This window comes from Alcanivorax sp. NBRC 102024 (assembly GCF_001602235.1).
Taxonomy (GTDB): Bacteria; Pseudomonadota; Gammaproteobacteria; order Pseudomonadales; family Alcanivoracaceae; genus Alcanivorax.
The window spans coordinates 174,865-192,696 of the sequence record NZ_BDAS01000007.1 but is presented as its reverse complement, the minus strand read 5'-3'; the positions used below and the strand labels follow the sequence as shown (position 1 = coordinate 192,696).

Annotated in this window: 15 protein-coding genes; 2 read left to right on the top strand and 13 right to left on the bottom strand. The window is 58.2% G+C overall.

The window, feature by feature from the left end:
- Window positions 1-150: 150 nt before the first annotated feature.
- The 3 genes from A0251_RS12500 to A0251_RS17695 all read right to left on the bottom strand — a co-directional run bounded on the left by A0251_RS12500 (window position 151) and on the right by A0251_RS17695 (window position 1,788).
- On the bottom strand, window positions 151-678 hold the full coding sequence (locus A0251_RS12500) for a hypothetical protein (protein ID WP_062817187.1): 528 nt from the start codon (window positions 676-678) through the stop codon (window positions 151-153).
- Window positions 679-714: 36 nt separating this feature from the next.
- Complete coding sequence (locus A0251_RS12495) at window positions 715-1,473, bottom strand: hypothetical protein (RefSeq protein WP_156478290.1); 759 nt, start codon at window positions 1,471-1,473, stop codon at window positions 715-717.
- Window positions 1,474-1,656: 183 nt separating this feature from the next.
- Window positions 1,657-1,788, bottom strand: a complete 132-nt coding sequence (locus A0251_RS17695) for a hypothetical protein (RefSeq protein WP_255357635.1) — start codon at window positions 1,786-1,788, stop codon at window positions 1,657-1,659.
- Between the two features lie 70 nt (window positions 1,789-1,858).
- On the opposite strand from A0251_RS17695, the gene A0251_RS12485 reads away from it, so the two are divergent.
- Window positions 1,859-2,272, top strand: coding sequence for a hypothetical protein (locus A0251_RS12485; RefSeq protein WP_062817184.1), 414 nt, complete (start codon window positions 1,859-1,861; stop codon window positions 2,270-2,272).
- A gap of 28 nt (window positions 2,273-2,300) precedes the next feature.
- On the opposite strand, the gene A0251_RS12480 is transcribed toward A0251_RS12485, so the two are convergent.
- Complete coding sequence (locus A0251_RS12480) at window positions 2,301-3,302, bottom strand: AraC family transcriptional regulator (protein WP_062817183.1); 1,002 nt, start codon at window positions 3,300-3,302, stop codon at window positions 2,301-2,303.
- Between the two features lie 180 nt (window positions 3,303-3,482).
- Between A0251_RS12480 and A0251_RS12475 the strand changes: the two genes are divergently transcribed.
- Window positions 3,483-4,367: a metal-dependent hydrolase gene (locus A0251_RS12475; RefSeq protein ID WP_062817182.1), complete on the top strand. Its 885-nt coding sequence runs from the start codon at window positions 3,483-3,485 to the stop codon at window positions 4,365-4,367.
- Window positions 4,368-4,464: 97 nt separating this feature from the next.
- On the opposite strand, the gene urtE is transcribed toward A0251_RS12475, so the two are convergent.
- The 9 genes from urtE to atzF all read right to left on the bottom strand — a co-directional run bounded on the left by urtE (window position 4,465) and on the right by atzF (window position 17,652).
- On the bottom strand, window positions 4,465-5,160 hold the full coding sequence (gene urtE / locus A0251_RS12470) for an urea ABC transporter ATP-binding subunit UrtE (RefSeq protein WP_062817181.1): 696 nt from the start codon (window positions 5,158-5,160) through the stop codon (window positions 4,465-4,467).
- 231 nt (window positions 5,161-5,391) lie between these two features.
- Complete coding sequence (urtD, locus tag A0251_RS12465; RefSeq protein ID WP_062817180.1) at window positions 5,392-6,237, bottom strand: urea ABC transporter ATP-binding protein UrtD; 846 nt, start codon at window positions 6,235-6,237, stop codon at window positions 5,392-5,394.
- Window positions 6,234-7,394 (bottom strand): urea ABC transporter permease subunit UrtC, encoded by a 1,161-nt coding sequence (gene urtC, locus A0251_RS12460; protein WP_062817179.1) that lies wholly within the window; start codon window positions 7,392-7,394, stop codon window positions 6,234-6,236. The genes urtD and urtC overlap by 4 nt, the downstream gene beginning before the upstream one ends.
- 1 nt (window position 7,395) lies before the next feature.
- Window positions 7,396-9,027 (bottom strand): urea ABC transporter permease subunit UrtB, encoded by a 1,632-nt coding sequence (urtB, locus tag A0251_RS12455; RefSeq protein WP_062817178.1) that lies wholly within the window; start codon window positions 9,025-9,027, stop codon window positions 7,396-7,398.
- A gap of 90 nt (window positions 9,028-9,117) precedes the next feature.
- On the bottom strand, window positions 9,118-10,419 hold the full coding sequence (urtA, locus tag A0251_RS12450; RefSeq protein ID WP_062817177.1) for an urea ABC transporter substrate-binding protein: 1,302 nt from the start codon (window positions 10,417-10,419) through the stop codon (window positions 9,118-9,120).
- A 25-nt stretch (window positions 10,420-10,444) separates the two neighbouring features.
- Window positions 10,445-11,410, bottom strand: a complete 966-nt coding sequence (locus A0251_RS12445; protein ID WP_156478289.1) for a hypothetical protein — start codon at window positions 11,408-11,410, stop codon at window positions 10,445-10,447.
- A 106-nt stretch (window positions 11,411-11,516) separates the two neighbouring features.
- A complete protein-coding gene (locus A0251_RS12440; protein ID WP_062817175.1) occupies window positions 11,517-12,224 on the bottom strand; it encodes a GntR family transcriptional regulator in 708 nt (235 codons plus the stop codon).
- Window positions 12,225-12,235: 11 nt separating this feature from the next.
- Window positions 12,236-15,859 (bottom strand): urea carboxylase, encoded by a 3,624-nt coding sequence (gene uca / locus A0251_RS12435; protein WP_062817174.1) that lies wholly within the window; start codon window positions 15,857-15,859, stop codon window positions 12,236-12,238.
- Window positions 15,859-17,652: an allophanate hydrolase gene (atzF, locus tag A0251_RS12430; RefSeq protein ID WP_062817173.1), complete on the bottom strand. Its 1,794-nt coding sequence runs from the start codon at window positions 17,650-17,652 to the stop codon at window positions 15,859-15,861. The genes uca and atzF overlap by 1 nt, the downstream gene beginning before the upstream one ends.
- Window positions 17,653-17,832: the final 180 nt, after the last annotated feature.

Below are 17,832 nucleotides of genomic sequence, written 5' to 3'. Positions count from 1 at the left end.
CCGCAGCATTATCTGGGGTTAAGTCTTTAACTCTAACAAGCGTCTTACAGAACAAAGAGAAAGAGAGAAAAGAGAAGGTATCTAGAATTTTGTCGGAAATTTCAAAAAAAGCCCCTCGGGGGAGAGGGGCCAATAGGGGGAAGTAGAAACTTACTGCATTGCGTTAAGAATAGAGTCTGCAAGACCCTCATTTTCAGTCATAAGGGAATACTGCTCTGCAAATCCTTCACCATCGGGAACAGCAATATACAGAAGTGACAGGTCACCACCAGAAACATTCAAAAGATAGGCTTCATCACCTTCATTTCCTCCACGCAATACGCCAAGGATGGGGTCATTTACACTGCTGACTTCTTCGTCATTAAAGAAATCCGCCGCATCAACATTATTTTCCCAAGTTGTATCGTAATCACCCGGTGCCGTTTGGCCATTCTCACGGAAACCAATAGGCTCTTTTACTACACCAGAACCCTCATCATTGACGATGAGCAGATTCCAGTCATCACCCGCTTCGGCGGAAAGATTGCCTAGATCGTGCAAGTCAGTTGGCCGGTTATCCATGTAAATCAAGGTTGTGGCTGATTCGGCAAAAACCAATACATCCCACTTTTCGCCATTTTCTTCGCCAACGCCTTCATAAACCAAGGTGAACTCATCGGGGTTGTCTCCAAACTGCAAACTTTTTGCCGTTGAGCTATACTCTTCCTTGGTGTTTTATTCCGGCACGTCAACAGGATTATACCAACCACCCTCTTGGACGTTAGTGTAGTTAATGGTGCCGTCATCATTGAAAGTCACATTCCGAATACCGGGGTCGTCGCCAATGACATACAAGCGCCAAACCCCAGTGCCTGACAGAAGCAAATCTTCCATCTGACTATCAAGGTGCTCTTTCGCCGCATCTGCTGTCACTGGAGCTGAATCACCCTCAACGAGCGCCGCCTGAACCCCAGTCTCTGTATCACTGACAAAGTCATTAACCGGCTGATCGAAATCAACATTAGCCGCCTTGTCAGCTGTCTCTTCCGTCTCGTCAGGAATCTGGATGCCATTGCTGGCATCGCCATCGCTGTCCAAGGATTGCAAAAGAATGGCGATATTCAGACCAAGATCACCACTATCCGCAGTTGATACTTTGTCGAAATCATTGATGGTCACTTTACCTGTAGCAGGCACAGAAGGAAGATCAACGCCCCTAACCGAGAAAGTCACAGTATCGCCACTTTCAAAATCGAAGAACCCGTTTTCATCCGTGAAACCGGTGGTTCCAGACGGAGAAGCTGTGTAAGCGATATTGGCCACAGCAGAATCCACGAACTGCCCAGAGCGAACCTCTCCGCTTCCTCCGGCATCACCGCCATCGCCACCATCATTGTTGGTTCCTCCACCAGAGGAGCTTCCGCCTCCTCCTCCGCAAGCATATAGAGCAGCCGTTCCACAAATCAGAGCTAAAGCTTTCAACTTAGTATTCATTTCAGTCCCTTAGTATTAGCAAAACCACAATCCCGCCACCTTCCGTGAACAGGCTCACACATTCTGCCGGGGCAGAGTCACATATTCAAATAAGGCATAGCGGAATTATGAAGAGTTATGAATAGATCAGGGATGGCAAGGGAAAGCACGGTATCGGCTAATTTTCCTAATAGGTCTATTTGTTTATAAGCTCATCAGCATCAGTAACGGCACAATGGCCCCCTTGCCGCCCACCAGCAGGGCAGGTTGCCAGTAGGCCAGCAGGGAAAACAACAGGGCCCAGAGCGGGAACAGTTGGTTCATGCGGTTGAGCATTGTGGTCGCCTGTCAGTGTGCAAGGCGGCCAGTGTAAGCTGTCCACGGCAAAGACGCACAGGAGCAACCCGTGAAAGCGGTGATTCAGGAAGAGGTATCCGGCTGCGGTATTGCGGCAGTGGCGGCCCTGGCGGGAGTCAGCTATGGGCAGGCGAAACGGCGGGCAAACAGTCTGGGGATTTATGCCCAGGACCACAGTCTGTGGTCCGATACGGACTCTGTGCGCCGGTTGCTGAAGAGCTACGGTTTGCATGCGTCGTCGAAGGAGGCCCCATTTCGTGACTGGGCGGCCCTGCCGGATCGTGCCTTGCTGGCGATCAAGTGGCACCGGGAAAAGGGCACACCGTTCTGGCACTGGGTGGTGTTTGTCCGCGAAGGCGATGATGCCTACGTGCCGGACTCCAAAAAAGCCCTGAAGCAAAACTGTCGTCGGGATTTTGGTCGCATGAAACCGAAATGGTTTATCCCCATCATCACAGGGTAGACGCGGTAAAGCAGCAGCCATTCTTCATCTATCGACTATGCTTGCGGAACTGTCCTGGAGTCATTCCGGACCAGTGTTTGAAGGCGTGGCTGAAGTTCGTTTGGTCGCTGTAACCCAGTTGTTCGGCAATCTGTTCCAGGGAAAGAGTGGTGCCCAGAAGAAGCCTCACGGCGTTTTCCTTGCGGAAGTCAGTGAGTACAGACTGAAAATGAGTGTGCTCGCGGGCGAGCTGTCGTTTGAGTGTGCTGCGGGACATGTTCAAGGCGCTGGCCACACTGTCCTGGTTGGGATCGGTGTCTGGCTGGCTCAGCAATTGGCGAATCCGGGAGACTAGCGGTACCGCCTGTTGTTGACGTGTCAACCGGTCTTCGCACTGCTTGAGGAGGCGACTATGAGTCAGGCTGTCAGCATGCAGGCAAGGAATGTCCAGCGCCGACAAGGGAGCGGCCAGACTGGTAACGACCCCGTCACATTGCCAGTCCAGTGACAGTAATTTTTTCAGATCGCTAAGCCCGCTGCCGTAATCCCGCGCCACCGTGATGTGGAGAGGCGGTGTCTGGCCAATCAACAGCGTGGCCAGCCGCTCCAGTCCGGCACAGGCGTATAACACCAGCAATTCATCGAGCATCGGGGAGCCACTGTGTGGCTTGATATGCAGATACCCGCTTTGCTCTGTTTCGTAATACTGCAGGGTCACCGCGTTGGTCAGTAGCGGCAGAAAGACGTAAAGACGCAGAGCCTCGCGCAGGGTCGCTGCCGTCATGATCAGCAGGCTCAGATTCCCCTGGCTGGTCAGCGTGACCTTGCGTCCGAATTCGATCGCCAGTCGCCGGGATTGAATGTCGGGCCAGGCATGAAGTAGTGCCTCCAGGGATTGGGGAGACAGCCTGGCTTCACTGAGCTGCAGCGGATCCAGGCCCGTTCTGACCAGATGCTGTTTCAGGCGTTCGGTTGTCGCTGCAGGTAGCAGGCCGGTATCCATCAACTGGAGCAGGTAGTGGCCGGGAATGTAGGGGCTTGCAGTGGTCATAGGCACTATGGCGATAATGAGTGAGCCAAATTCACAATAAAAAAGGCCGCTGGCACATGGGGCCGCAGGGGTCTCCCTGTCCATACTTAACTTGCCATTGATCAATGGCAAGGTGGTAGCGATAAATGCTTCCAATCTGTTTACCGCCCATTTGGGCTTGCAGTAACAGGGAGAACCGTCATGAATGCTGTTACCCGTATCGGCAGCAAGGTCCGCCGGCTGGCTGGTGCCACCGTGGGCATTCCGCCGCGTCAGATCGACTTCCATTTTGCGAAGGACAGCCCGCGTTACATGTACGGCAACAACGCAACGGCCTCGCTGCATTTCGCTGTGCTTTCCGGATTCTTCCCGCCGGGAGAAATGTTTTTTGTGGAATCGGTGCGCCGTTACCGGGAGCGAATTACCGATCAGCGGCTGAAGGCAGAGGTGTCTGGTTTTATCGGTCAGGAAGCGATTCATAGCCGTGAGCACGATCGGCTCAATGCGTTTCTGAAAGAGCGCGGCATGGATACCGCCGTGGCGGAAAAAACGGTGAAAGCAGGGTTGTGGTTGTTATCGACACTGCCGGCCAGCCAGCAACTGGCTTGCACCACCTTTATGGAGCATTTCACCGCGTCTCTGGCTGAGCAACTTCTCACGGATGAGGACTTTCGCCGTCAGGCTGATCCGGAGCTGCTTACGTTGTGGGAATGGCATGCCCTGGAAGAACTGGAACACAAATCGGTGACTTATGATGTCTACAACCTGATTGGTAACCGCTGGTACCAGCGGTTATTGGCGCTGCCTCTTGTGATTGGCGCCCTGACACCGGGCTTGTTTATTAGTTGGTCATGGATGGTGGCCAGGGAAGGTAAGGCAACGGACTGGAAAGATGTCGCCGCAGGCCTGTCGTTGCTGCTGGGAAGAAAAGGGTTTATCACCAAAATCCTGCCGCTGATGCCGGAGTATTTCGCTAGGGATTTCCATCCATCTCAACGGGATACGTCCGCACTGGAAAAAGAATGGCGGGAAAAACTGTTCGGCGAAAACGGCGAATTGCGGGATGTGTGGCGTAATGCGGGCTGACGACCCGCATTATGTAGGAGCGTCGCTGGCGGCGCGATTCCATAGGCTGATATCGCGCCGCCAGCGACGCTCCTACGGCAGAGGGGAGTGTTGATGATCAAACGGTCAGATAACTCTTGATCAAGGTATCATCCAACTCGCCCATCTCACCTTCCGCCACCTTGCTGCCACGATCGAGAATGGCAAAACGGTCAGCGGTGGCACGGGCGAAGTGCAGCTTCTGCTCCACCAGTAACACGGTGAGGCCTTCTTCCTTGTTCAGGGTTTTAATCACCCGGCCGATCATGTCGACGATATTGGGCTGAATCCCTTCGGTGGGTTCATCAAGGATCAGCAGTTTCGGGTCCAGCGCCAGGGCACGGCCGATGGCCAGTTGTTGTTGCTGTCCGCCGGAGAGATCGCCGCCGCGGCGGTTGCGCATTTCATGGAGTACCGGGAACAGCTCGTAGATGCGATCCGGGATTTTCCTGCTGCGATCCGGACGGGCCTGCAGACCGGTTTCCAGGTTCTCCTCCACGGTGAGTAGCGGAAAAATTTCCCGCCCCTGGGGCACATAACCGATTCCTGCCCGGGCCCGTTCTTCCGCCGCCTGTTTGGCATAATCGAGCCCGTTGAATTCAATGCTGCCGCTTTTCACCGGTAACAATCCCATGATGGTTTTCAGCAGGGTGGTCTTGCCCACACCGTTGCGGCCCATGACGCACAGGCATTCGCCCTGGGTTAGCCCCAAATCCAGATCCCAGAGGGTGTGGGATTCGCCATAGTATTGGTTGACGTTGTTCAGTTTCAGCACGGTGTTAACTCCGTAACATTATTGCGAAGCCGCTGTAGGAGCGCAGCTCTCTGTGCTCTGCGAGTATGAGGCGCGAATGCCACGCTCAATTGAGAGTGCCGAGAAGCGAGTAACGAGTTGCGAAAACCCAAAAATCTTTTGCCTTTCGAGACTCGCTTCTCGTAACTCGAAACTGGATGCTCGCGGCTCATAATTGCAGAGCACAGAGAGCGCCGTTCCTACAGTTGTCTGTTATTCCCCGAGGTACACTTCGATGACTTTGGGGTCATTCTGCACCTGCTCCATGGTGCCTTCCGCCAGTACGCTGCCCTGGTGCAGAACGGTGACGGTGCTGGCGATGGAGCGGATGAATTCCATATCGTGTTCGACGACAACCACCGAGTGTTTGCCGGCCAGGCTTTTCAGAAGTTCGCCGGTGCGTTCCACTTCCTGGCGGGTCATGCCGGCGATGGGTTCATCCACCAGCAGCAGTTGTGGTTTCTGCATCAGCACCATGCCGATTTCCAGCCACTGCTTTTGTCCGTGGGAAAGCAGGCCCGCCACCTTGTGTCGGTCTTCAAGCAGACCCACGGTGGCCAGAGTGTCCTCGATCCAACTTGTCTGTTCGCCGCTTAATCGGGTGAACAGGGAATGCCAGGGCCCCCTGGGACCGTTCATGGCCAGCTCCAGGTTTTCAAAGGCGGTGTGTTCGGGGAACACGGTGGGTTTCTGAAATTTTCGACCGATGCCGGCCATGGCGATGTCGGTTTCGCTCATGGCTGTCAGGTCCAGGGTCTGACCGAAAAAACAGGTGCCGCTATCCGGTCGGGTCTTGCCGGTGATCACGTCCATCATGGTGGATTTGCCCGCGCCGTTGGGGCCGATGATGCAGCGCAGCTCGCCGGTCTGGATGTACAGGGTCAGATCATCGAGGGCCTTGAAGCCGTCAAAACTGACGGTGATATCTTCCAGATAGAGAATGTTCTTGCCACTACCGGAATCCAGCTGACCGGGCGCCACGGCACGGGTGCCCTGGCGCATGAAATCGAAGACCTGGTCGCGGCGAAAGGTGTCGCGCAGGTTATCCAGTGCGCTCATGGGGCCTCTCCTTCTGCCGGGGTGAGGGTGTCGTTATTTGTTTTCTTTGGCGGGAATTGTTTGCGCAGAGCCGCCCATCTCTGGCTGACCAGGCCCACCAGACCCTGGGGCAGAAACACGGTAACCGCCACGAACAGCCCGCCCAGGGCAAACAGCCAGGCCTCGGGCATAACGCCGGTGAAAATGGTCTTGCCGTAGTTGACCAGGATGGCGCCGATCACCGCGCCATATAGGGTGGCGCGTCCGCCTACCGCTACCCAGACCACCAGCTCGATGGAATTGAGCGGCGAGAATTCTCCCGGATTGATGATGCCCACCTGGGGCACATAGAGCGCCCCGGCAATGCCGGCCAGAATGGCGCTGACGGTGAAGATCCACAGTTTGTAATGTTCGGTACGGTAACCCACAAAACGGGCCCGGGATTCCGCATCCCTCACCGCCATGACCACCCGGCCCAGCTTGCTGCCGGTGATCCAGCGGCACAGCACAAAGGCCATGGCCAGAGAGAGGGCGGTGGCGATCAGCAGGCCCACACGTGTGCTGTCGGACTGCAGGGAAAAGCCCAGCAGTTCCTTGAAGTCGGTAAGACCGTTGTTACCGCCGAAGCCCAGTTCGTTGCGGAAGAAGGCCAGCATCAGGGCATAGGTGAGTGCCTGGGTGATGATCGACAGATAGACGCCGGTAACCCGGGAACGAAATGCCAGCCAGCCGAATACGAAGGCCAGCAGGCCGGGGACCAGCAGGATCATCAAGGCGGCAAACCAGAACTGGTCGAAGCCCTGCCAGTACCAGGGCAGCTCGCTCCAGTTGAGGAACACCATGAAGTCGGGCAACTCCGGATTGCCGTACACGCCCCGGTCGCCGATCTGGCGCATCAGGTACATGCCCATGGCATAGCCACCCAGGGCAAAGAAGGCCCCATGACCCAGGCTGAGAATGCCGCAGTAACCCCACACCAGATCCAGCGACAGGGCCAGCAGGGCGTAACACAGGTACTTGCCCAGCAGGGTGACGGTGTAGGCGCTCACGTGCAGTGGCGAGTCCGGCGGGAAAAACTGGTTGAGCAGGGTCACCACCAGGGTGGCGCCCAGCAGGACGCCCATAAAGGTTTTCGCGGTGCGATCACTGAAGGCACTTTTGAAGGTTGAGTCTCGCATATTACTCCTCCGCGGCTCGGCCACGTTGCGGGAACAGACCCCGTGGTTTGCGCTGGATAAACAGGATGATGAAGATCAGCACGATGATTTTTGCCAGCACGGCTCCGGCCATGGGCTCCAGCAGCTTGTTGGCGATCCCCAGGCTGAAGGCGGCGGTGAGGGTGCCCCACAGATTGCCGACACCGCCGAACACCACCACCATGAAGGAGTCGATGATGTAGCTCTGACCCAGGTTGGGCCCCACATTGGTGAGCTGTGCCAGGGCCACCCCGGCGATACCGGCGATACCGGAACCCAGGCCGAAAGTGAGCGCATTGACCCGCTCGCTACGAATCCCCATGGCACGGGCGGTAGTCCGGTTCTGACTGACAGCTCTGACCTGCAGGCCCAGGCGGGTTTTCTTCAGCAGCGTGAGCAGGGCCAGAAACACGGCCAGGGCAAAGAAAATGATGTAGAGGCGGTTATAGGTCAGTGAGAACACCGGGTTGATTTCCAGTGCGCCACTCATCCATTCCGGTGTCACCACGGTGCGATTCAGGGGCGAGAAAATCACCCGCACCGCCTGCTGCAGAATCAGGCTCACCCCGAAGGTGGCGAGCAAGGTTTCCAGGGGGCGGCCATACAGGAAACGGATCACAAAGCGCTCAATCAGAATGCCCACCAGGGCCGACACCAGAAAGGCGGCAGGAATGGCGATCAGCAGCGACCATTCGTGACTGTTGGGCAACAGCTGCTGAATCACATAGGTGGTGTAGGCGCCGATCATGATCAGTTCGCCGTGGGCCATGTTGATCACCCCCATCACCCCGAAGGTGATGGCCAGGCCGATCGCAGCCAGCAACAACACCGAGCCCAGGCTGAGGCCGAAGAACAGGGTGTCAGCGGTATGGTAGCGCTCGATGCGGGCTTCGATACGAGCCAGCGCCTTTTCTGCCGCGCGCACTTCCGCCGGGTTGTCGCTGGCAGCCACCCGGTCGCGCAGGGCGTTCTTGGCCGCCGGATGCAGACTGTCGGCCAGAGCGTCGATGGCATTCAGGCGGGCGGCCAGATCGTCGTTGTCCAGGGTGGCAATGTTCAGGGCCACATCAATACGGTCCTGTACCCGGGCAACGGTTTCCTTGGCCCGGCGGGCTGTCAGTGCCGAGAGCATTTCCGGGTCGGCATTACCGATCAGCTGGCCGGCGGCCTGATAACGTTGCTCGCTGTCCGGACTGGCCAGGTCGCGCAGGGCCAGTTGATTATTGATGACGGTACGCAGGCGGTTATTGATCACCACCGGGCGGGCATCCCGTGATCCCACCTGTTGTTGTTCGGCTTCGCTGACGGGGTCCAGCAGCAGCCAGCCGTCACTGTTCTTGCGACCCAGTAAAATGGCGCCGCTGTCCCGGTGTTGCACCAGGTCGCGGTTCATCAGGGCATTGAGCAAAGGCACCACGCGCGGGTGGTCCTGCTCGGCCAGTTGGCGAATGGCCGTTTCCTTGTCGTCAAAGCTGCGGCTGGCCAACTGGTTAAGAATATCGTGGAGGCCGGGGCCTGGGGCCGGGCCTGTGTCTGTGGCCAGGTCGGCCAGCACCGTATTGCACAACGCTGCCAGCAGCAGGGTTGTCAAAAACCGGCCAATAGCGTGACCCATAGTGGGCTCCTTACAGACTGGGTGTATCGAAAAAGCCGGTTACCAGCGTGCGCGTTAGCGCACACGGATAACCGGAGAGGGTCGGATCGTTTACTGCATGGCTTTGCTGCCAAGGCACTGCTTGGTCTTGGTGTTGTAGTTGCCGCATTTCGTCGGCGCGCTCCAGTCGGAAATCAGGTCCTTGGAGCCGGGCAGGTAATCGGACCAGGCATCGCCTTTGACCAGACCATCGGTTTCCCAGACCACGGCGAACTGGCCGTCATCCTGGATTTCGCCGATCAGCACCGGCTTGGACAGATGGTGGTTTTCATTCATCACCGCCATACCGCCAGTCAGGTTCGGGGTTTCCATGCCGATCATGGCTTCCGCCACTTTATCCGTGTCCGTGGATTGGGCTTTTTCTACGGCCTTCACCCACATGTTGAAACCGATATAGGTGGCTTCCATGGGATCGTTGGTGACGCGTTTGTCGTCCTGGGTAAAGTCGTGCCACTGGGCGATGAAGGCATCGTTGGCGTCGTTGTAGACACTCTGGAAGTAGTTCCAGGCGGCCAGGTGACCCACCAGCGGGCCGGTGTCGATGCCGGACAATTCCTCTTCACCCACGGAGAAGGCCACCACGGGAATGTCCTGGGCGCTGACGCCCTGGTTGCCCAGTTCCTTGTAGAAGGGCACGTTGGCATCGCCGTTAATGGTGGAGACCACCGCGGTTTTCTTGCCCTGGTTACCGAAGGCCTTGATGTCGCTGACAATGGACTGCCAGTCGGAATGCCCGAACGGGGTGTAGTTGATCATGATGTCCTTGTCAGCCACGCCCTTGGACTTCAGGTAGGCTTCCAGGATCTTGTTGGTGGTGCGCGGGTACACATAATCGGTACCGGCCAGCACGAAGCGCTCCACACCCAGTTCGTTGATCAGGTAGTTGACCGCCGGGATGGCCTGCTGGTTGGGGGCGGCCCCGGTGTAGAACACATTCTTGGACGACTCTTCACCCTCGTATTGCACCGGGTAGAACAGCAGGCCATTGAGTTCTTCCACCACTGGCAGCACGGACTTGCGGGACACGGAAGTCCAGCAGCCGAAGATCACATCCACGCCTTGCTGGCTGATCAGTTCCCGGGTTTTTTCGGCGAACAGGGGCCAGTTGGAGGCCGGGTCAACGACCACGGGTTCCAGCTGCTTGCCCATCACGCCGCCCTTCTTGTTCTGCTCCTCGATCATCATCAGAACCGTGTCTTTCAGGGTGGATTCACTGATGGCCATGGTGCCGGACAGGGAGTGCAGCACCCCGACCTTGATAGTGTCAGCGGCCATGGCGGCGCCGCTGTAGATAAGGCTGCCGGAAAGCATGATTCCTGCAGTGAGTCGTTTCAGTGTGTTTGAAAATTGCATGGCAAAACTCCTTGTGGTGTAGCACTTACATCTGTAGTTGCAGACCCAGTACAAAGGTGTCGTTATCGCTGAACAGCTCGTCGTTACGATCCTGGTAAGCGGCACTGATACGGGCGTTATGACTCTTGATGATGTAGTTCAGATTGAACTCGCTGATGTCACCCTCGGCGCCATCGGTCACTTCACCCTCGGTGTAACGGATCACCGGTTGCAGCCGGCCCGGACCGATTTCCTGGGGGAACAGGAAGCCGGCCAGCACGAAGTAGCCTTCGCTTTCGTCGCCGCCCAGGCCGCCCAGACCGTCGTACTGGTAATAGGCGCCTTCGAGAGTCACTGTGCCGGCGCCGGTGTTTTTCTCGAACAGGGCATCCACGCTCCAGGCGGAGTCAGACCCCTGGCTCTGGCCAACCAGACCCACCGCCAGAATGTCTTTCTCGCCGTAATAGGTGCTGGAGTTGTAGTAGCCCGGTTCCGGGTCGAGCAGGTTGAGAGTGAGTCGGCCGCTGTACAGCAGATCATCGTCATCCTCGGCGGGGACCGGATCCTCCGGACCTTCGGTGACCGAGAACTGCCACTTGAACTGGCCCTCGTTGGCCTGGCCCCAATAAGCGACGCCGTCGTCACGACCGGCGAAGATGGCCGGATAGGCTTGCACGGACGGGAAATTCCAGGTGGTCAGATAGTACGGCCCGGACAGGTTGGAACGATCACTGGCGGGCAGGAATCGGCCGGCCCAGATGTTAAAGGTGTCGGAATACTCGAACCGGGCAATGGCATCGAGCACCCGCACCTTTTCTTCAACACCGTCGTATTCGGTGTTCACGGTCATCTTGATGTTGTCGGTGACCTGGCCGTTGATGTACAGCCGCACACTGTCCAGATTGAAATCACTGGAGCTGGATTCACCGTCAGGCGCTGCGTTTTCCACACTGGTAAAGCTGGTGCGCAGGCCTCCGCCCACAGAGATTTCCGGATCGATATCGGCACTCATGGCTGATATCGGTGTGATGAGAGCGGCCATGGCAAGCGCGCTCGTTACTGCTTCCTTTCGTAACATGGGTATCCCCCCATTGATGAATGAAAAAGGTCACTGTGTATCAGTCGTCGTTGTCTGCCTTGCCGCTGTGCATCCGGGCTTCGTGAAGCATGTGCAGCGTTATTTTTCGCACTTCATTGCGTGAGCTTTCGATATGAGCGCGCAGCTGAATTTGCGCCTGCTCGCAGCGGCGATGCTGAATGGCTTCCAGGATGGAGCTGTGTTCCTGATAGGTGGCATCAATACGCGGTGGCTTGGTGAAATCCAGGCGGCGAATGATGCGCAGACGTTCGGTCAGGTCATGATGAATGCGTGCCATCTCGGTGTTGCCGGCGGCTTCCACCAGCATTTCGTGAAAGCGCTCATCCAGTCGGCTGAGAGTGTTGCCGTCTTCCAGTCTTTCCGATTCCGGCACGCACCAGATGCGAATCAGGTCATCGAGTTTGGGTGAGTTGTTTTCCTGTCCGCAGATCTTGCGTACCGCAGCGCATTCAAGAATGGTGCGCACATCGTAGAGTTCTTCGAAGTAATCGAAGTCAAAGGGTTTGACCTGCCAGCCGCTGCGGAACAGCACATCCACATAGGATTCCCGTTGCAGCCGGAACAGGGCTTCACGAACCGGAGTGCGTGAGGCGCCCATGCGTTCGGCAATCTCGTTTTCGCTGAAGCGGTCACCGGGCATCAGGCGAAAGTCGAAGATGTCGCTTTTCAGCTGCTGATAGATGCGGTCCGCCAGGTTGCTGGATTTTTTTTCTTTATGCGCTTTCATGGCATTTCCTCTCAAGCCACCGCTTTCGGGTCGATGACCAACACCGGATCCCCGGCATGGATGATGGAGCCGGGCTGGCAATGCAGACCGGTGACCTTGCCGCTGGCATTGGCGACGATTTCGAATTCCATCTTCATGGCTTCCACGATCACCAGGGGCTGGCCTTCGCTGACCTGTGAGCCTTCTTCCACCAGCAGCTTCCAGACGTTGCCGCTGATTTCGGCGCTGATCAGATGGCCATCTACCTGGCCGATATCCGTTTTACTGCCCATCAGCGCGGATTCCACTGCCGCGTCTTCGTCCTGCCAGCGCGCCACTTCCTCTCGGAAGGCCACATCGCGGCGGGCGTTGAAATCAGCAATTTCCTGTTCGTTGTTTTTCAGGAATTGGCGATGCTCGGCCAGGCTGAAGGGCTCTTCGCTGATCTCCACCTGCAGGTGGCCGTGGCGGAAGGCCTCGCGCATCTCGGTGAGTTTTTCCTCGCTCACTGGGTAGTAGCGGACCTGATCGAAAAACTTCAGCAACCAGGGCTCACCAGTGTGGAACTGGGCGTTCTTCAGATGTTTGTTCCAGATCGGCAGGGTGCGACCCACCAGCTGGTAGCCGCCGGGGGAATCCATGCCGTAGATGCACATGTAGACGCCGCCGATACCCACGGTGCCTTCGGCGGTATAGGTGCGCGCCGGGTTGTACTTGGAGGTCATCAGGCGGTGGCGCGGATCAATGGGCACCGCACAGGGGGCCCCCAGATACACATCTCCCAGGCCCAACACCAGATAGCTGGCACTGAAAATAATGTCGCGCACCTGGTCCGTGGATTGCAGGCCGTTGATGCGGCGAATGAATTCCACGTTGTTGGGCAGCCAGGGGGCATCCTGGCGAATGGTTTCCTGGTAACGGGTGACCGCATCCAGGGTGGCGCTGTCTTCGAAGGCCATGGGCAGATGCAGGACCCGGGAAGTCACGACCATGTCGTCCACACTGCCGATGGTCTGTTCACGGTCCAGCAGTGTGTTGACCAGGCGGTCCTGATCAAGGCGGCGGGAATCGTAATGGACCTGCAGGCTGCGTACCCCCGGCGACAATTCCAGAATGCCCTCCACCGGTGACGCCTTCAGGTTTTCCATCAGCGCATGGACACGCATGCGCAGGGCAAGGTCGAGCACGTTGTCGCCGTACTCGATAAGGATGTACTTGTCGCCGGCCTGCCGGTAGACGATCCGCGGTACATGACCGTTGGCATCTATCTCCGCCAGCATGGTGGAAGAGGTAAAGGTGTGGCTGTGATCGGTCACCGCCGGGTTGACCAGCGGAATCACACCCAGGTTTTCAATGGACGCATCCTGGGCGTCTTCCATGGCCTTGGCCTCGGCGAAGCTGATTGGCGAGAAGCGGATGCTGTCCCCGGGTTTCAACTGGCCCACTTTCCACAGCTCGGCCTTGGCGATGGTCACCGGACAGACGAACCCCCCAAGGCTCGGGCCATCCTTGGTCAGGATGACCGGGAAATCACCGGTGAAATTGATGGAGCCGATGGCGTACTCGTTGTCGTGAACATTGGACTGGTGCAGCCCGGCTTCGCCGCCATCGGTACGGGTCCAGCTCGGCTTCGGACCCACCAGGCGAATGCCCAGCCGGTTGGAGTTGTAATGCACCTGCCAGTCGGCGTTGAAGAATTCTTCAATAGCATCTTCGCTAAAGAAATCCGGCGCCCCATGGGGGCCGTACAGCACCTTGATGTCCCATTGTTGCGGGTAGTCCGGGATCAATCCGTTCTCGACCGGGTGCGGCTCGGCCACCGGCGCCGGGGTGGGGCACCCCTCCAGCTGCGGCTGACAGATCGACAACACGTCACCCTTGCGCAGGGTGCGCCCACCGTGGCCACCAAACTTGCCGAGCACGAAGGTGGATTTACTGCCCAGGTAGTCGGGGACATCAATGCCGTTGCGCACGGCAATATAGGTGCGGCAACCGTTTTCAACCTTGCCGGTGGTGAGGGTCTGGCCGGCCTTGACGGTGATGGGTTCCCACAAGGGTACGCTGACACCATCCAGTTGCGCCGGGCAGGGCGCACCGGTAAGTGCTACCACGGTATCGCAATGGAAGGTGAGCGAGGGCCCCACCAGGGTGGCTTCCAGGCCGGCGGCGCTGTCATGGTTGCCGACGATGCGATTGGCCAGACGAAAGGCAAAGTCGTCCATGGGACCGGACGGCGGTACACCGATATCCCAGTAGCCGGCCCGGCCAGGATAATCCTGCACCGTGGTGTAGGTGCCTGGCTCGACAACGTCGAAGGCCCTGGGCGTATAGGTAAAGGTTTCCAGATAGCGAGTGGAAACGGTGCCGGCAATGACATTGTCGTCGCGCAGAATCTGGCGCAGATAGTCCAGGTTGGTGGCGATGCCCGAGAGGCGGGTTTGTGCCAGGGCGGTCTGCATCTTCTTCAGGGCGTCGGCACGATCACTGCCATGGACGATGACTTTGGCCAGCATGGGATCATAGTGAGGGCTGACCACGGTGCCGGTGTCCACCCAGCCATCCAGGCGGATATTGTCCGGGAAGCGCACCTCGGTGAGTTCGCCCGGGCTGGGCTGGAAATCTTTCAGCGCATCTTCGGCGTAGATGCGCACTTCCATGGAAGAACCCTGGCTGGTGTAGCTGTCATCCAGTGGCGGACGTTCGCCGCCGGCCAGTTGCAACATCCACTGAACCAGGTCCACGCCGAAGACGGATTCGGTGACGCCGTGCTCCACCTGCAGGCGGGTATTCACTTCCAGGAAATAGAATTCATCACGCTCGTCGTCGTAAATGTATTCCACCGTGCCCGCAGAGCGGTATTTCACGGTCTGGCCCAACCGCACCGCACTGGCGTGCAGTTGTTCCCGGGTCGCCTGTGGCAGATTGGGCGCCGGGGTTTCTTCCACCACTTTCTGGTTACGACGCTGCAGGGAACATTCGCGCTCGCCCAGGGCCAGCACGGTACCGTTACCGTCACCGAAGATCTGCACTTCCACATGGCGGGCCCGGGCCACAAAACGCTCGATAAAAACGCCGCTGTCAGAAAAGAAACTTTCCCCGAGCCGCTTTACCGACTCAAAGGCAGCGACCAGTTCGTCTTCGTTGTTGCAGCGGGACAGGCCGATGCCGCCACCACCGGCGGTGCTTTTCAGCATCACCGGGTAGCCGATCTGCAGTGCGGCCTGTTTGGCGTCGTCCAGGCTTTGCAGCAGGTCGGTACCGGGGGCCAGTGGCACGCCGGCTTTTTCGGCGATGGCACGGGCTTCATGCTTGAGGCCGAACTCGCGCAGTTGTTGCGGGGTCGGGCCCACAAAAGCGATGCCGTTGGCGGCGCAGGCTTCAGCAAACTCGGCGTTTTCGGAAAGAAATCCGTAGCCGGGAATAATGGCCTCGGCGCCGGTGTCTTTGGCGGCCTGCAGAATCAGGTCGGTTTTCAGATAACTGTCTGCGGCGGTCTGACCGCCCAGGGATACCGCTTCATCCGCCACGCTGACGTGCTGGCTGTTGCGATCCGCCTCTGAATAGACCGCCACCGAGGCAATGCCCATCTGCTTCAGGGTGCGACAGATACGCACCGCAATTTCACCCCGGTTGGCGATCAGCACTTTCGTTAACATCAGAGGGACTCCTTCTTGTTCAGCGCGGCGATGTAGTTTCTCCAGCCGCCCAGTTCGGTAATGTCGGTGGCGTCGTCGATGGCCCAGGGCTCGCAGATGAATCCTTTCACCCAGCGGCCATCCACGGTTTCCAGGCTGCCAATGCCAAGGGGGGCAGGAATCAGCCCGACAAAGCTGCCGAAGTGTTCGATAGGCATTTGCCACAGTTCGATGGGAATGCTGTCTCCGCCGTCTTTTTCGTTGCGGATCAGCCCGGGTTTGGGAGGCACCGTGTTGGCCAGGGCATAGAGGCGATAGCAGGGAGCGGTGTGGGTGGCTTCCAGCAGCACCGCGTCGCGTTCCACCAGCTGACTGTTCAGTGGCATGCCGGTGAGGTGGGCACCGACCACCGCCACGGTGATGGAATCATCATGGTTATCGCTGGCGGCATTTTTTTCCGGTGCCGGCAGTGCCTGACCGGTGGCGCCGGCCAGCCAGGGCTGGTGCTGTTGCCAGCGCTGGCCGAATTCCGCCAGGGCATGGTCTTGCCAGGCGGGGGCAATCAGGGTGATGCCGCCGGGCAGGCCGTCGTCCCGAAAACCGCCGGGCAGGGCCAGGGCACACAGATCCAGCAGGTTGACGAAGTTGGTCCAGGTGCCCAGTTGGCTGTTCAGGGTGATGGGATCGTTGCGTACCGCGTCGCGGGTATAGATGCCCGGGGTGGTGGGTAGCAGCAGGGCATCCACACCGGCCAGCAGGTTGTCTGACTGACGTTTGAGTTCGGCCAGACGATATTGGGCGCGGAAACTGTCAACGGCGCTGATCTGTGCCGCCGGTTCCAGGATGTCACGGATCACCGGTAACAGGGCTTGTGGTGTTTCCTGCAACAGGGTGTCAGTGACAGAGAAACGCTCGGCTACCCATGGGCCCTGATACAGCAGGGCTGCCGCATCCTGCAGCACGGTGGTATCCACGGTAACCAGCTCGGCAAGACTGCTGAGGCTCTCCAGTTGTTGTTCCCAGAGCGCCTTCGCCTTGTGGTCACCGAACCAGGGCAGATCGTGGGGAATCCCCAGCTTCGGTCGTGCAGGCAGTCCGGTTTTCTGCCGTGACGGCGCCGGACGGCTGAAAGCATCGTCGCTATCGAACTGGCCGATAAGGCGGTAAATGGTCCGGGCATCTTCCACATTCAGCGCAAACACGCTGACGCAGTCCAGGGTTCGGCACGCGGGCACCACGCCTCGGGTGCTGATGGCACCGCGGCTGGGTTTCAGGCCGACGATATTGGTAAAGGCTGCGGGTACCCGCCCGGAGCCGGCGGTGTCGGTGCCCAGCGAGAAGGGCACCAGCCCCAGGCTGACGCTCACCGCCGAACCGGAACTGGAGCCGCCGCTGAGGTAGTCGCCGTTGAACGGGTTGGGCACTTCCCCGTAAGGGGAGCGGGTGCCGACCAGTCCGGTGGCAAACTGATCCAGATTGGTTTTGCCCACCACAATCGCGCCGGCGTCGCGCAGCAGTCTGACCACGGTGGCGTCTTCCTGCGCTGTGTAGGCAAAGGCGGGGCAGGCCGCCGTGGTCGGCATACCGGCCACATCAATATTGTCTTTCACCGCGAAGGGAATGCCGTAGAGAGGCAGGGACGGGTCAGTCAGGGCCTCGGCCTGGGCGACCAGGGAGGACTCGTCCAGCAGGTGAATCCACAGGGCGCGCTCGCTGTCGTGCAGCAGTGCCGCCAGTTGTTTCATGGCCTGTAGCGGGGTGAGGTCACCGCTGCGGTAGGCCGCCTGCCATTGTCGAAGAGTCCAGCCGATCATTCGTTTAGCACACCTGTTTGTATACAAGTTGGTATGCGGACTAGTGCAAACCCGGTGCCAAACAGACAGAAAAAATTTAAGTAATTGTTTTTACATAAATTAAATGTCGAAGGGCTGACCAGGTTGGTGGGATTTGTCAGGCTGGTGTGCGTCACGCTGATGCAGCTGCGCCGTAACAGT

Coding starts and splice junctions, on each gene's coding strand:
- urtA (WP_062817177.1), bottom strand. CDS start 10,419: ATGCAATTTTCAAACACACTGAAACGACTCACTGCAGGAATCATGCTT.
- A0251_RS12445 (WP_156478289.1), bottom strand. CDS start 11,410: ATGAGTGCCGATATCGATCCGGAAATCTCTGTGGGCGGAGGCCTGCGC.
- A0251_RS12480 (WP_062817183.1), bottom strand. CDS start 3,302: ATGACCACTGCAAGCCCCTACATTCCCGGCCACTACCTGCTCCAGTTG.
- urtB (WP_062817178.1), bottom strand. CDS start 9,027: ATGGGTCACGCTATTGGCCGGTTTTTGACAACCCTGCTGCTGGCAGCG.
- uca (WP_062817174.1), bottom strand. CDS start 15,859: ATGTTAACGAAAGTGCTGATCGCCAACCGGGGTGAAATTGCGGTGCGT.
- A0251_RS17695 (WP_255357635.1), bottom strand. CDS start 1,788: ATGCTCAACCGCATGAACCAACTGTTCCCGCTCTGGGCCCTGTTGTTT.
- A0251_RS12495 (WP_156478290.1), bottom strand. CDS start 1,473: ATGAATACTAAGTTGAAAGCTTTAGCTCTGATTTGTGGAACGGCTGCT.
- urtD (WP_062817180.1), bottom strand. CDS start 6,237: ATGAGCGCACTGGATAACCTGCGCGACACCTTTCGCCGCGACCAGGTC.
- urtC (WP_062817179.1), bottom strand. CDS start 7,394: ATGCGAGACTCAACCTTCAAAAGTGCCTTCAGTGATCGCACCGCGAAA.
- atzF (WP_062817173.1), bottom strand. CDS start 17,652: ATGATCGGCTGGACTCTTCGACAATGGCAGGCGGCCTACCGCAGCGGT.
- A0251_RS12475 (WP_062817182.1), top strand. CDS start 3,483: ATGAATGCTGTTACCCGTATCGGCAGCAAGGTCCGCCGGCTGGCTGGT.
- A0251_RS12440 (WP_062817175.1), bottom strand. CDS start 12,224: ATGAAAGCGCATAAAGAAAAAAAATCCAGCAACCTGGCGGACCGCATC.